The organism is Candidatus Saganbacteria bacterium (assembly GCA_026387835.1).
Taxonomy (GTDB): domain Bacteria; phylum Margulisbacteria; class WOR-1; order JAKLHX01; family JAKLHX01; genus JAPLKZ01.
This window is the reverse complement of record JAPLKZ010000007.1, coordinates 199291-211644: the sequence shown is the minus strand read 5'-3', so window position 1 is coordinate 211644 and position 12354 is coordinate 199291. Positions and strand designations below refer to the sequence as shown.

At 46.9% G+C, this 12354-nt stretch carries 12 protein-coding genes and 1 pseudogene; 9 read left to right on the top strand and 4 right to left on the bottom strand.

Features of this window, described 5'->3' with window-relative positions:
• Positions 1 to 11: 11 nt before the first annotated feature.
• Genes hisA through NTZ10_03655 form a run of 3 tightly spaced genes read right to left on the bottom strand, consistent with a single transcriptional unit; the run spans position 12 to position 2190 of the window.
• Positions 12 to 710 carry a 1-(5-phosphoribosyl)-5-[(5-phosphoribosylamino)methylideneamino]imidazole-4-carboxamide isomerase gene (gene hisA, locus NTZ10_03665; GenBank protein ID MCX5749325.1) on the bottom strand — a complete coding sequence of 233 codons (699 nt, stop codon included), beginning with the start codon at positions 708 to 710 and terminating at the stop codon, positions 12 to 14.
• Entirely contained in the window at positions 707 to 1321 is a 615-nt protein-coding gene (hisH, locus tag NTZ10_03660; GenBank protein MCX5749324.1) for an imidazole glycerol phosphate synthase subunit HisH, read from the bottom strand. The genes hisA and hisH overlap by 4 nt, the downstream gene beginning before the upstream one ends.
• Positions 1312 to 2190, bottom strand: coding sequence for an ROK family protein (locus tag NTZ10_03655; protein ID MCX5749323.1), 879 nt, complete (start codon positions 2188 to 2190; stop codon positions 1312 to 1314). Before NTZ10_03655 ends, hisH begins: the two co-directional genes overlap by 10 nt.
• 203 nt (positions 2191 to 2393) lie before the next feature.
• On the opposite strand from NTZ10_03655, the gene groES reads away from it, so the two are divergent.
• Together groES and groL are read left to right on the top strand one after the other, a co-directional pair.
• A complete protein-coding gene (gene groES / locus NTZ10_03650) occupies positions 2394 to 2696 on the top strand; it encodes a co-chaperone GroES (protein ID MCX5749322.1) in 303 nt (100 codons plus the stop codon).
• A 17-nt stretch (positions 2697 to 2713) separates the two neighbouring features.
• Entirely contained in the window at positions 2714 to 4366 is a 1653-nt protein-coding gene (gene groL / locus NTZ10_03645; protein ID MCX5749321.1) for a chaperonin GroEL, read from the top strand.
• A 72-nt stretch (positions 4367 to 4438) separates the two neighbouring features.
• Here groL and NTZ10_03640 read toward each other — a convergent pair whose 3' ends face one another.
• Positions 4439 to 4756 carry a hypothetical protein gene (locus NTZ10_03640; GenBank protein ID MCX5749320.1) on the bottom strand — a complete coding sequence of 106 codons (318 nt, stop codon included), beginning with the start codon at positions 4754 to 4756 and terminating at the stop codon, positions 4439 to 4441.
• Between the two features lie 168 nt (positions 4757 to 4924).
• Between NTZ10_03640 and nusA the strand changes: the two genes are divergently transcribed.
• From nusA to NTZ10_03605, 7 genes and pseudogenes are all read left to right on the top strand, one after another.
• Complete coding sequence (gene nusA / locus NTZ10_03635) at positions 4925 to 6076, top strand: transcription termination factor NusA (GenBank protein MCX5749319.1); 1152 nt, start codon at positions 4925 to 4927, stop codon at positions 6074 to 6076.
• A complete protein-coding gene (gene infB / locus NTZ10_03630) occupies positions 6030 to 8066 on the top strand; it encodes a translation initiation factor IF-2 (protein MCX5749318.1) in 2037 nt (678 codons plus the stop codon). The genes nusA and infB overlap by 47 nt, the downstream gene beginning before the upstream one ends.
• Positions 8053 to 8388, top strand: a complete 336-nt coding sequence (rbfA, locus tag NTZ10_03625) for a 30S ribosome-binding factor RbfA (protein ID MCX5749317.1) — start codon at positions 8053 to 8055, stop codon at positions 8386 to 8388. The genes infB and rbfA overlap by 14 nt, the downstream gene beginning before the upstream one ends.
• Complete coding sequence (locus NTZ10_03620; GenBank protein MCX5749316.1) at positions 8385 to 9338, top strand: bifunctional oligoribonuclease/PAP phosphatase NrnA; 954 nt, start codon at positions 8385 to 8387, stop codon at positions 9336 to 9338. The genes rbfA and NTZ10_03620 overlap by 4 nt, the downstream gene beginning before the upstream one ends.
• Positions 9323 to 10024 carry a tRNA pseudouridine(55) synthase TruB gene (gene truB / locus NTZ10_03615; GenBank protein MCX5749315.1) on the top strand — a complete coding sequence of 234 codons (702 nt, stop codon included), beginning with the start codon at positions 9323 to 9325 and terminating at the stop codon, positions 10022 to 10024. The genes NTZ10_03620 and truB overlap by 16 nt, the downstream gene beginning before the upstream one ends.
• Positions 10002 to 11952: pseudogene (ligA, locus tag NTZ10_03610) on the top strand (NAD-dependent DNA ligase LigA). The gene truB and the pseudogene ligA overlap by 23 nt, the downstream one beginning before the upstream one ends.
• On the top strand, positions 11949 to 12354 hold a 406-nt coding region (locus tag NTZ10_03605), incomplete at its 3' end, for a hypothetical protein (protein ID MCX5749314.1). The pseudogene ligA and the gene NTZ10_03605, both read left to right, overlap by 4 nt.

The following is a 12354-nucleotide window of genomic DNA, read 5'->3' as shown; positions in this document are numbered from 1 at the left end:
CGGCCTAAGGATCAAATTAATATTTTCCCCTCATAAGCCGCTCTTCCGATTATGCATCCTTCGACATTTTTTATCTTCGAAAGTTTCTCAATATCGGCGTTTGTCGTTACACCGCCTGAAGCGATCACTTTTGCCTGGACCGCAGCGGCGAACTTCCTGATCGACCCGAAATTAGGGCCCTGCATCATTCCGTCCTTTGACACATCTGTATAAACAAACCTTTTTATTCCGAGATCGACCAGCCTTTTCGCGGCATCGATAGCTTTAAACGATGTTTTTTCAAGCCATCCTTTCTTAAGCACGATGTTTCTTTTGGCGTCTATGCTCACCGCGATTTTATCGCCATAAAGCTCAGACACGGTCTTTACCAAGGAAATATTCTCGAATGCTATTGTCCCGATTATTACTCTTGAAATGCCCGAATCAAAAAGCCCCTTTATGGTGTCCAGGTCCCTTATTCCTCCGCCGACTTCCACGGGTATTTTTAACTCTTTTGCTATGTCCTTTATGATGCCGAGATTCTTCATCTGCCCGAACTTGGCCCCGTCCAGGTCAACTATATGCAGCCATTTATATCCTTCATTCTCCCAGCGGAGAGCCGCGTCTACAGGGTTTTCATAATAAACCGTGACTTTTGTATAATCGCCTTTTTCAAGGCGGACGCATTTAGAGTCAAGGATATCGACAGCCGGAATGACTATAAAACTCATTTGCACATCTCCCCGAAGTTCTTAAGGATCTTTAAGCCGGCGTCACCGCTTTTTTCAGGATGGAACTGCAGGGCAAAGGTATTATCCTTTGAGACTGCCGAAACAAAAGGAGTCCCATAATCGGTCCTGGCAAGGATGTCTTTTTCGTCCGACGGAACACAATAATACGAGTGAACAAAATACATTTTTAATTTGCTGTCTAATCCCTTAAAAATAGGGGAGGGCTTTGAGATGTCTATTTCGTTCCAGCCCATGTGGGGGATCTTTAGTCCGCGGCTCGTAAAATTAAATCTTCTGACTTTACCCTTTATCACTCCAAGCCCGCTTTCTTTGCCTTCTTCACTTTCATCGAACAGCAGCTGCATTCCGAGGCATAAGCCGAGAAACGGCTTCTTTTTAGCGATATTTGAAATGATAGCGCCAAGAAGCGACTTTTTTTTCAGCTCGTTCATTGCCGGATCAAATGCGCCGACACCGGGAAGGATTATGCCTTTTGCAGAATCTATGGTCTTGATGTCATCTGTTATCGATGAATCACAGCCGAGTTTTTCAAGGGCTTTCTGAACACTTCTCAAATTCCCCGCACCGTAATCTATTATTGCTATAGACATAACGCGACCGCTCCCATGACCCCGACATTGTTCTTTAACCTGGCGGGAATGATCTTTACGCGGGCAAGAGCGTTCTCTTTTACGGTCTTCCTGATAGGATCAAACAAAAGCTTCCCAAAATTAGAAATGCCGCCTCCGACAATGATCGCTTCCGGATTCAACAGGTTAACGGCATTAGAGAAACCTATTCCGATAAGATACCCTGTATATTTTATCTCTTCGATGGCTTTCTTATCACCGTTCATAGCTTTTTCTCTCAGGACCTCGGGTTTCATTCCGGCGCGCTTTGATATTGCCGGGCCCGCGGCAAGTCCTTCCAGGTGGCCATATTTTCCGCAGGGGCATTTCGGACCGTTGATATCGATCACTGTATGGCCGATCTCTCCCGCACTGTCAGATGAACCGCGAAATAGTTTTTTGCCGATCACTATCCCGCCGCCTATACCCGTGCTGACCGTAACGTACATAAAACTGTCAAAGTCTTTTCCCGCACCGAACTTTAGTTCGGCCAGCGCTGCGCAGTTGGCATCATTTTCAAGGATGACTTTCTTTTTTAATTTTTTTTCAAGTATCGACCTTAAAGGAACTCTTATCCAGCCGGGGAGGTTCGGGGGATCCATAATGATACCCTTTTCAGTGATCACCGGTCCGGGCGCGCCTATGCCTATACAAAGAACATCTTTTGGGTCTATACCCGTTCCTCTGTAAAGTGCCCTGACCAGAAAAACTATGCGGTCTATGACGTGTTTTTTTCCTCTGACAGCTTCCGTCGGGACAGTTATCTGCTCGATGATCTTCCCCTTAGCATCGGCTATCGCCGCTGATATTTTTGTGCCGCCCAGGTCTATGCCTATTATGTAATTTTTCATTAGAAAAAGTATAACATAAAAAAAGCTGTAAGCTGTAAGTGGTTCGGCTGCGCACCCCGACTTTGCTCGGTGCCCTGAGCTTGCCGAAGGGCCCACCACAAGCCGTAAGCGGTAGGCGGTCATTAGCACTCCCCTTGACAGAGTGCTAATGCGTTGTTATACTGAGTTTCAGTAGAGATCAAAAACTTAAAAAGAAAGGGGTGATGATTATGGCAAAGACGCTTAAGCCGCTCGGGGACAGAGTCGTGGTAAAACAGGAGCCGTCCGAAGAAAAGACATCCAGCGGGATAGTGCTTCCTGATACCGCAAAGGAAAAGCCCCAGGTCGGCACGGTGATAGCTGTCGGCACGGGAAGAGTTCTTGATAACGGGCAGAAAGTGCCTGTCGAAGTAAAAATAGGGGATAAGGTAATTTATGCCAAATACGGCGGGACAGAAGTGAAAGTTGAAAATGAAGAATTTATAATACTTCAGGAACGCGATATTCTGGCTATCAGAATAAACTAAAGAAAGGGGTGATGTCCATGTCAGCAAAGGAGATTGTATTTAATGATGAGGCCTGGCGCGCTCTTGAGCGCGGGGTCAATAAAGTGGCAAATGCCGTAAAAGCGACTCTCGGACCGCGCGGCAAGAACGTAGTGCTGGAAAAGAAATGGGGATCTCCGACCATAACAAATGACGGGGTTACCATTGCAAAAGAGATCGACCTCGAAGACCCGTTCGAGAACATGGGAGCGCAGCTCTTAAAAGAGGTCGCGAGCAAGACCAATGATATCGCGGGAGACGGAACAACGACCGCGACCGTGCTCGGACAGGCGATATTCAGGGCCGGACTTAAGAACGTGGTATCCGGCGCGAACCCTATGGCCATAAAAAAGGGCATTGAAAAAGCGGTCAAAGCAGCTGTCAGTGAATTAAAAAGGCTGAGCCGCCCTGTAGAAACAAAAGAAGCGATCGCCCAGGTCGCGTCAATATCCGCGAACAATGACAGCGAGATCGGAAACCTTGTAGCGGACGCAATGGAAAAAGTGGGCAAGGACGGAGTAATAACCGTCGAGGAAAGCAAGGGAATAGATACTACTTTAGAGGTCGTTGAAGGTATGCAGTTCGACAAAGGATACGCTTCCCCATATCTGGTAACAGACAGAGAAAGGATGGAAGCCGTTCTTGAGGATGCTTTCATGCTGATCACCGATAAAAAGATCAGTGCGATAAAGGACCTCCTGCCGACACTGGAAAAAGTGGTGCAGCTGAGCAAACCTTTACTGATCATCGCGGATGATATCGAAGGCGAGGCCCTCGCGACGATCGTGGTGAACAAGCTGAGAGGGACCATAAACTGCGTAGCCGTAAAAGCGCCGGGATTCGGGGACAGAAGAAAATCCATGCTCGAAGATATCGCTATCCTGACCGGAGGGACCGTGATATCTGAAGACACGGGAGCAACTCTGGAATCCATCAATGAATCGGCTTTAGGCAAGGCAAAAAAGATAATCGTCGAAAAAGAAAAAACGACCATCATCACGGAGGACGGGAGCAGGAAACAGGCCGTAAAGGACAGGATCTCCCAGATAAAGAAAGAGATAGAGATGAGCGATTCTTCTTATGACAAGGAAAAGCTTCAGGAGCGCCTTGCAAAGCTTTCCGGCGGTGTCGCGGTCGTAAAAGCCGGAGCGGCGACCGAAACGGAACTGAAAGAGAAGAAGCACCGTATAGAAGACGCCCTTTCAGCGACCAGAGCCGCTGTCGAAGAGGGGATAATCGCGGGTGGCGGAGCTACGTTCATCCATATACTGTCATCGATCGAAAAAGTGGAGATGAAGTCTGAAGGCGATGAAAAGATCGGCATCTCGATAGTGAGAAAAGCGCTCGAGGAACCCCTCAGGCAGATAGCGAACAACGCAGGGGTCGAGGGTGCGGTCATAATCGAGCAGATAAAGAAAGAGAAGAACGATGCCATCGGCTTCAACGCCCAGACCTTTGAAGTGGTCGACATGTTCAAAGCCGGTATCGTCGACCCGCTCAAAGTGACCAGGTCGGCGCTTCAGAACGCGGCAAGCATCGCTGCGATGCTGCTCACGACCGAGGCTTTGATCGCGGAGATCCCTGAAAAGGGAAAAGCCGCTCCACAGATGCCCGGCGGAATGGGCGGGGGCGGTTACGGGGATATGATGTAATAGTTTAGATCTTAAGAACAGAAAAGGGGCCTTTAGGGGCCCCTTTTGTTTTTATTATTCTGACTGATCAGGTTATCTCCTCATCATCGGATGCATCGCCGGAGAACCCCCCTTGTCCTTCATGCCGCCCATCATCTTCATGTGCATCATGGACCTGCCATCCATTTTGCAGCAGTGATTCCAAGGCCTGTCACCCGTCGTCATCATCCATATGCCTGCTATCAGTATCAGCAACGCGCTCACCCAAAGCAGAACTGCTATAACATTTCCGAATATTTTGAGATTCTTAGAATCAGTTTTTCCGACCACAAAAAGTACAAAAAAACTGATCGTCAGATAGATCGTCACCGGAATAATACAATATACACCCATCAAATTGAATAATCCCATTTTTTCACCCCCCTTGTAATCTTTCAGATTGTTGCATAGTTAATGGTGCAAGTCAATTAAAAAGCCGCGCTTGCAAACATCGTTTAGGCATGATATTATTTAGTGGAAATCGCGGAAGAAAAACAGTGGGCAAACCCCACTTTTTGTTTTATTTAAGAGGGTATGAAAATGAAAAAAATAGAAGGCTTCTCAAATATGCTGGATGTGATCCAGAAAGAGCGCGGCATCCCCAAAGAGATGCTTGTGGGGGCTGTCGAAGCTGCTCTATTGTCCGCCTGCAGAAAAAAGTTCAAGAACGGCGACAATCTGAGCGTAAAAATAGATAATGACGGCAATGTCACTGTATTTGCAAAAAGGACCGTGACGGAGTCTCCCGAGGACCTTGAACTTCAAATCTCGCCCGATCAGGCAAAAAAGATCGATAAAAAGGCGAAAGTTGGGGATGAGATCGAGATCAATGTCACCCCTGAGGATTTTGGCAGGCTGGCAGCCCAAACGGCCAAACAGGTGATAATCCAGAGGATGAGGGAAGCCGAAAAAGAGATCTCCTTCGACGAATTCTCAAAAAAACAGGGTGATATCATCACCGGGACCATCCAGCAGAAGGAATTCAACGGATATCTGGTGAACCTCGGGAGGATCGAGACATTGCTGCCTTTTTCCGAGGTCCCGCCTACGGAAACACTGAGGATAAAAGACCGCGTAAAGCTGTATGTGATAGAAGTCAATAAACTGGCGAGAGGTCCCGCGATCCTTATTTCGAGGTCGCATCCCGGCCTGGTAAAAAAACTCTTCGAACTTGAAGTGCCTGAAATAGTGGAAGGCACGCTCGAGATAAAAAACGTCGTGCGGGAAGCGGGCAGAAGGACAAAGATATCTCTCACCTCTAACGACAGTAACGTAAGTGTGGTCGGCACCTGCGTCGGGCACATGGGCGGCCGCATACAAAATATCGTAAAAGAGCTCGGGAATGAGCGCATCGACATCATAGAATGGAAAGAAGACCCTAAGGCATATATCACCAACGCTCTCAGCCCGGCAAAGATAGACAAGATAGAGCTTGATAAAGAAGCAATGAACGCGACGGTCACTGTAGCGGAAAGCCAGCTTTCGCTCGCAATAGGCAAGGAAGGCCAGAACGTACGACTTGCATCAAAATTGACAGGGTGGAAGATCGATATCCGCAGCGAAACAGGGGAAAAGATATCCGGTCAAAAGCAAAAGGCTGATAAGGAAGCCGAGGCAAAACCCCAGAAAAAGAAGAAGGATAAAAATGCAACAGAAGAAAAAACAAGTCCTTCCGAAAAAGATAAAGGTTGATGCGCTTGCCGTTGAACTGAACACTGATGTAAAGCAGCTGCTCGGCATTCTAAAAGACCTCGGCATCAATGCTAAAACAAAAGCTTCTTCTATTGATGAAGAATCAGCAAAGATAGTAAGGGAACTGATCAAGGGCGGCAATGAAGAAAAGAAACAGGACTTAAAACCGGAAGCACCTGCTGTGGAAGTAAAGGCAGAGGTCAAAAAGCCGGAACAACAACCCGACACCCCGCAAAAAAAGACCGTAACCATATACGAACCGGAAATAACCGTCAAAGACCTTTCCTCAAAATTCAACATGAAAGTCAGCGATCTCATCAAGGAATTGATGCTTAAAGGCGTGCTTGCCAACATCAACCAGAGGATCGCTTTTGACATAGCAAGCGGCATAGCTTCCAAGCTCGGTTTTGAATTGATACAGGAAGAAAAAAAGACGGTAAAAGAAGAATCTTCGGCCGATGTCGATCAGTCCAAGCTCAGGCCCAGGCCGCCGGTGGTAACGATAATGGGGCATGTGGACCACGGTAAGACCAAGCTCCTTGACGCGATAAGGAAGACGAATGTCATCGATACAGAGGCCGGCGGGATAACCCAGCACATAGGAGCGTACCAGGTAGAGATAAAAGGCAAGCAGATAACTTTTTTAGACACGCCCGGGCACGAAGCCTTCACGGCCCTGAGAGCAAGAGGGGCTAATGCTACCGACATCGTTGTGCTCGTAGTAGCTGCCGATGACGGGGTCATGCCCCAGACAAGGGAAGCCATCGACCATGCCAAAGCCTCGAGCGCTCCGATAATAGTCGCTATCAATAAGATCGACAAGCCTGACGCCAATCCCGACAGGGTCAAGCAGCAGCTGTCTGAGCTGGACCTTACGCCCGAAGACTGGGGAGGCAAGACGGTGACGGTTCCCGTATCCGCAAAACAGGGCACGGGCATCGACCATCTGCTTGAGATGATCCTTCTTGTGGCGGAAATGATGGACCTTAAAGCCGATCCTTCCTGCCCGGTGAAAGCTATCGTCATAGAATCTTTTATGGACAAATCAATGGGGCCCGTTGCGACCGTCCTTATAAAGGAAGGGACGTTGAGAGTAGGGGACGCTTTTTATTCAGGTATTACCAGCGGCAAGATAAGGGCCCTGATAAATGACAAGGGAAAAAGGATCTCAAAAGCGGGACCGGCCTTTCCCGTCGAGATAATAGGCATCTCGGACGTCCCTAAAGCCGGCGACATCCTTAAGGTCGTAAATAGTGAAAAAGAAGCCCGGTCCATAGCCGAGAAGAGCAAAGAACTGTCCGGAGAAGGAAAGTCAAAAGGCAAGGTCCTTTCACTTGAAGACTTCTCGATGCAGGTCAAATCAGGGGAAATGAAGACCTTGAACCTGATAATAAAGGCTGACGTCCACGGTTCACTGGAAGCTCTTGTAAAGAGCCTGAGCGACCTTTCCACCGGCAACATAAAGACACACATAATACTTAACAGCACCGGCAACATCAACAGGAGCGACGTGATGCTCGCGAAAGCATCCGAAGCGATAATAATAGGGTTCGGAGTGGATTTTGAGGGCGAGACCAAACCGCTTGCCGAGACAGAGGGCGTTGACGCCAGGCTGTATTCTATCATCTACAATGTCATTGACGACATCAAGCTGGCCCTTGAAGGCATGCTGGAGCCTGAATACGAGGAAGTTATCTCCGGCCACTCGCTTATCAGGCAACTGTTCAAATTTTCAAAGGTAGGCGCTATCGCAGGCTGCACGGTGACCGACGGAAAGATGGTCCGCGGCGCTTCCGTAAGGGTTAAAAGGAACGGGGATATGATCTTTGAAGGAAAAATATCTTCCCTTAAACGCTTCAAGGACGATGTGAAAGAGGTCAATACGGGTATGGAATGCGGCATAACGGTCGCGGACTTTGATGATTTTGCCCCTGATGACATCATCGAGCAGTTCGAGACGCGGGTAAAGAGGAAAAATGTCAAGGTCTGACAGAGTGGCCCAGAGAATAAAGGTCCTTATCAGCGAAATACTCCACTGCGAGATAAACGATCCCCGGATAGGTTTTTTGACAGTGACCGATGTGTCCGTCTCCCCCGACCTTAAGAACGCGAAGATATATGTGAGCGTACTGGGAAAAGAAAATGACAAAAAGGAAGCGTTAAAAGGGCTTGAAAGCGCAAGAAAATTCATCAGGGGCTGCCTTGGAAACAAGCTTTCCCTCAGGGCAGTACCTGAAATATCGTTCCATCATGACGAATCGCTTGAAAAAGCGAGCAAGCTGTGGAACCTGATGAGAGAGCAGCAAAAATGAAAAAGATCATCGAGGCGATCAATAATCACTCTAATTTTCTTGTGTGCCTGCATGTCGATCCTGACGGCGACACTATAGGTTCCGCCAGCGCTCTTTCTTCTATACTTAAAAAACTCGGCAAAAAAGTCTCGATCTATTCAAGGGATAAAATACCGGAGATATATGGTTTTCTCAAAAACATCGATCAGATAAAATCTTCTTTGGTCCCCGAAGACAGGTTTGACGCCGTCATAGCCGTGGACTGCGGGGACATCAAAAGAATAGCGGTCGGCGATAAAATAAGACAGCATTCGGACCTGCTGATCAATATCGACCATCACGAGGACAATAAAAAGTTCGGCGATCTGAACCTTGTAAAAAAATGCTCTTCTACGGGAGAGATAATCTACAAGATCGCAAAAAAAATGGGGGTAGGCCTTGACCCCGACATCGCGGCCGCTATTTACGCCGCTATTATAACTGATACCGGTTGTTTCAAATATGATAATACAAACGCAAAAATATTCTCCATCGCAAAAGACCTGGCTGATAACGGGGCCGATCCGCACGGCATCGCGTTCAAGATCTATGAGTCCAAGACCAGGTCAGAGATCAAGATCCTCGGTTTTGCGCTGGAAAAGATGGAAAGCACCGCTGACGGAAAGATAAGCTGGATCATCCTGACCAACGAAGACATCAAAAAGTGCGGGGCTAACAGCGAGGAAGTGAGCGGCATCGCCGACCACCTGCGGTCCCTGAAGGACACCGATATAGCTGTTTTTCTGAAAGAAACGGAAAGCGGGACGGTAAAGGTCAATTTCAGATCAAAGACAAAGAATGTCCAGAGGATAGCCAAAGAATTCGGAGGGGGAGGCCACGTCCGCGCCTCGGGAGCGGTGCTAAAAATGGAGATAAATAAAGCAAAAGACTCTATTCTTGAAACCGTAAAGTCATTATGGACGCAGTTGTAAACCTCAACAAACCCTTCGGCATCACTTCATTTAAAGCGGTCGAAATAATCCGCGATCTCCTAAAGATAAAAAAAGCGGGGCATGCAGGAACTCTGGACCCGATGGCTACCGGAGTCCTTATCGTATGCCTCGGAAAAGCCTGCAAATACTCGTCTTTTCTTATGGTCTCCGATAAAGAATACGAGGCAGTCATCACTTTCGGTATCTCTACGGACAGCGGTGACAGCGACGGCAAAGTGACGGCAAAGCAGGATGTACAAATAAAAATAGAAGATATTAAAAGGGTTCTCAAGTCTTTTATCGGGGAGCTCGAACAGGTCCCTCCGATGGTGTCCGCAATTCACTATAAAGGCAAAAGGCTCTATGAACTGGCAAGAAAAGGGATAAAAGTCGAGATAAAACCCCGAAAAATAAATATCTATGATATTAAATTGCTTGATTTTGAAGATGGGGTGAATCCGAAAGCAAAGATCCTTGTCTCTTGTTCCAAAGGTACTTACATCAGGACGTTATGCGAAGATATAGGCAAGAGCCTGAATGTTCCCGCCCATGAATCATCACTGATAAGGACAAGAAGCGGGAAATTCACCGTCAAAGACAGCAGGACGCTTGAAGAGATCAGAAAATTGTATGAAAATGGAAGTCTGGAAGAAGCCTTGTGCTATGAGTATAAAAAAAGAGATTGAAGACCTTAAAAAAGAGATAAGTCGTCACGACCGTCTCTATTACGTCCTTGACGCTCCCAAGATAAGCGACAGGGAATATGACCTTTTAATGCGCAAGCTTATCGATCTTGAAAAAGAACATCCGGATCTTGTCACAAAAGATTCTCCGACCCAAAGGATAGGGGGAAGCCCGATTGAAAAGTTCAACACCGTCACACATAAGGTCCCTTTGATCAGCCTGGATAATGCCCTGGACCTTAAAGAACTTAAGGATTTTGATGAGAGGGTAAAAAAAGGTCTTTCCGTAAAAAAAGACATCGAATATGTCTGCGAGCTGAAGATGGACGGACTTGCGGTTTCGCTTTCCTATAAAGACGGCAAGTTCTTTAAGGGCTCTACGCGAGGTGACGGCGTTCGCGGAGAAGATATCACTGCTAATATAAAGACTATAAAAGCCATCCCGTTATCATTGAATGAAGAGATCGATATAGATGTGAGGGGTGAGGTCTATTTACCGTTAAAAGATTTCTACAAGCTGAACGAGGAGCGTGAAAAAGACAGTGAAGCAGCCTTTGCAAATCCCAGAAATGCAGCAGCAGGTTCGCTCAGGCAATTGGATCCTAAAGTCACAGCTAAAAGGCCGCTGAATATCTTCTGCTATTCTGCCGTGATAGACAGATCGGGCCAAAGACCGGGCACCCAAAAAGAACTTCTGGAGTTTCTCAAAGACCTGGGTCTTAGGGTTAATCCCGAGATGAAATTATGCGGCGGCATCGATGAAGTGATCAGTTTCTGTAAGAAGATAGAAAACAAGAGGGGGAATCTTGGATATGAGATCGACGGAATAGTTGTCAAGGTAAATGACTTAATGGGCCAGGAAAAGCTCGGCGCGACCATGAAAAATCCGAGATGGGCGATCGCGTATAAATTTCCTCCCCAACAAAAAGAAACAGTAATAGAAGAGATCGATGTGCAGGTAGGAAGGACCGGAACTCTGACCCCAGTAGCCCACATGAAACCGGTGCATCTCGGCGGCGTGATAGTAAAGAATTCGACCCTACATAACGAGGATGAGATAAAAAGAAAAGATATCAGGATTGGCGACCATGTGATAGTCCAGAGGGCAGGGGACGTCATCCCTCAGGTCCTTAAAGTACTTAAAGATAAAAGGACCGGCCATGAAAAGATATTCCATATGCCGAAAAAATGTCCTGTCTGCGGAGGAGATGTAATGCGCGAAGAAGAAGAAGCTGCCACGAAGTGCATCAATTCAAGCTGTCCCGCAAAACTGAAAGAATCGATAAGGCATTTCGCGAGCAGGCAGGCGATGGACATTGAAGGAGTAGGGGAGGCACTATCGAATGAACTGGCGGATAAAAAACTGGTAAAGGACCTGGCAGACCTTTATTATCTTACAAAGGAAGATATTTTGAGCCTTGAGCGGAAAGCCGATAAGTCGTCTGAGAACATCCTTTCCGCGATCGAAGTGAGCAAAAAGAGAGATTTTGATCGCGTCTTATTCGGGCTCGGGATACTCCATGTCGGCCGCCGCGCGGCCGAGCTTCTCGCTGATAATTATAAGGACATCGACGATCTTTCCTAAGAAAGCCGGATCGATCATCATGTTCTTTAATGAAAAACATAACCAGAAGCTAATAGAAAAACTTAAAAAAGCAGGCGTCATTTTAAAAGGGCAAGGATCAATGGTCAATAGACAAGCAGGTGAATTATCCGGAAAGACATTCGTGTTCACTGGAGGTTTAAGCGGCTTTTCAAGAGAGGATGCGGAAGCCCTTGTTAGAAAACTCGGCGGGAAAGCCAGTTCTTCGGTCAGTAAGAAAACTGATTATGTAGTAGCGGGGACAGAACCCGGCTCGAAATATGATGACGCCGCCAAACTTGGGGTTAAGATAATCAGTGAAGAGGGATTTAAAAGATTGACAACATGAGAGATATCCGCAGCCAAAACGAATCGCTAAACAAAAAGTCAACAGAACATCCTGATGATGAAAAGACAAAAATTGAATTGGCCTATCATTATATTTCCAACAAAGATTACGACAAAGCATTTCTTGCCGACACTAAGCTGGATATTATTTTAGAAATGATAAAAAATGATATTTTTAAGGTGGCCGGCTCATGTAAAGCTTGCGGCAAATGCTGCCGGGATTCAGCACTGACTTATGACGGCAGATATGTCGCAACAGAAGATGAGTTTAATAAATTATGCGCCATGGACCCAGGTTATCACATATGGATATTCACAAAAATGGTAAATGGTGTAATGCACTTTGATTGTAAATATCTTGATCCGAGCGGAAAATGCGCCGATTATGATAACCGGATGGATC

Excerpts from the sequence above, each read along its gene's own strand:
- truB (MCX5749315.1), top strand. The coding sequence starts at position 9,323 with ATGGACGCAGTTGTAAACCTCAACAAACCCTTCGGCATCACTTCATTT.
- infB (MCX5749318.1), top strand. The coding sequence starts at position 6,030 with ATGCAACAGAAGAAAAAACAAGTCCTTCCGAAAAAGATAAAGGTTGAT.
- groES (MCX5749322.1), top strand. The coding sequence starts at position 2,394 with ATGATTATGGCAAAGACGCTTAAGCCGCTCGGGGACAGAGTCGTGGTA.
- groL (MCX5749321.1), top strand. The coding sequence starts at position 2,714 with ATGTCAGCAAAGGAGATTGTATTTAATGATGAGGCCTGGCGCGCTCTT.
- NTZ10_03655 (MCX5749323.1), bottom strand. The coding sequence starts at position 2,190 with ATGAAAAATTACATAATAGGCATAGACCTGGGCGGCACAAAAATATCA.
- hisA (MCX5749325.1), bottom strand. The coding sequence starts at position 710 with ATGAGTTTTATAGTCATTCCGGCTGTCGATATCCTTGACTCTAAATGC.
- NTZ10_03640 (MCX5749320.1), bottom strand. The coding sequence starts at position 4,756 with ATGGGATTATTCAATTTGATGGGTGTATATTGTATTATTCCGGTGACG.
- hisH (MCX5749324.1), bottom strand. The coding sequence starts at position 1,321 with ATGTCTATAGCAATAATAGATTACGGTGCGGGGAATTTGAGAAGTGTT.
- nusA (MCX5749319.1), top strand. The coding sequence starts at position 4,925 with ATGAAAAAAATAGAAGGCTTCTCAAATATGCTGGATGTGATCCAGAAA.
- NTZ10_03620 (MCX5749316.1), top strand. The coding sequence starts at position 8,385 with ATGAAAAAGATCATCGAGGCGATCAATAATCACTCTAATTTTCTTGTG.
- rbfA (MCX5749317.1), top strand. The coding sequence starts at position 8,053 with ATGTCAAGGTCTGACAGAGTGGCCCAGAGAATAAAGGTCCTTATCAGC.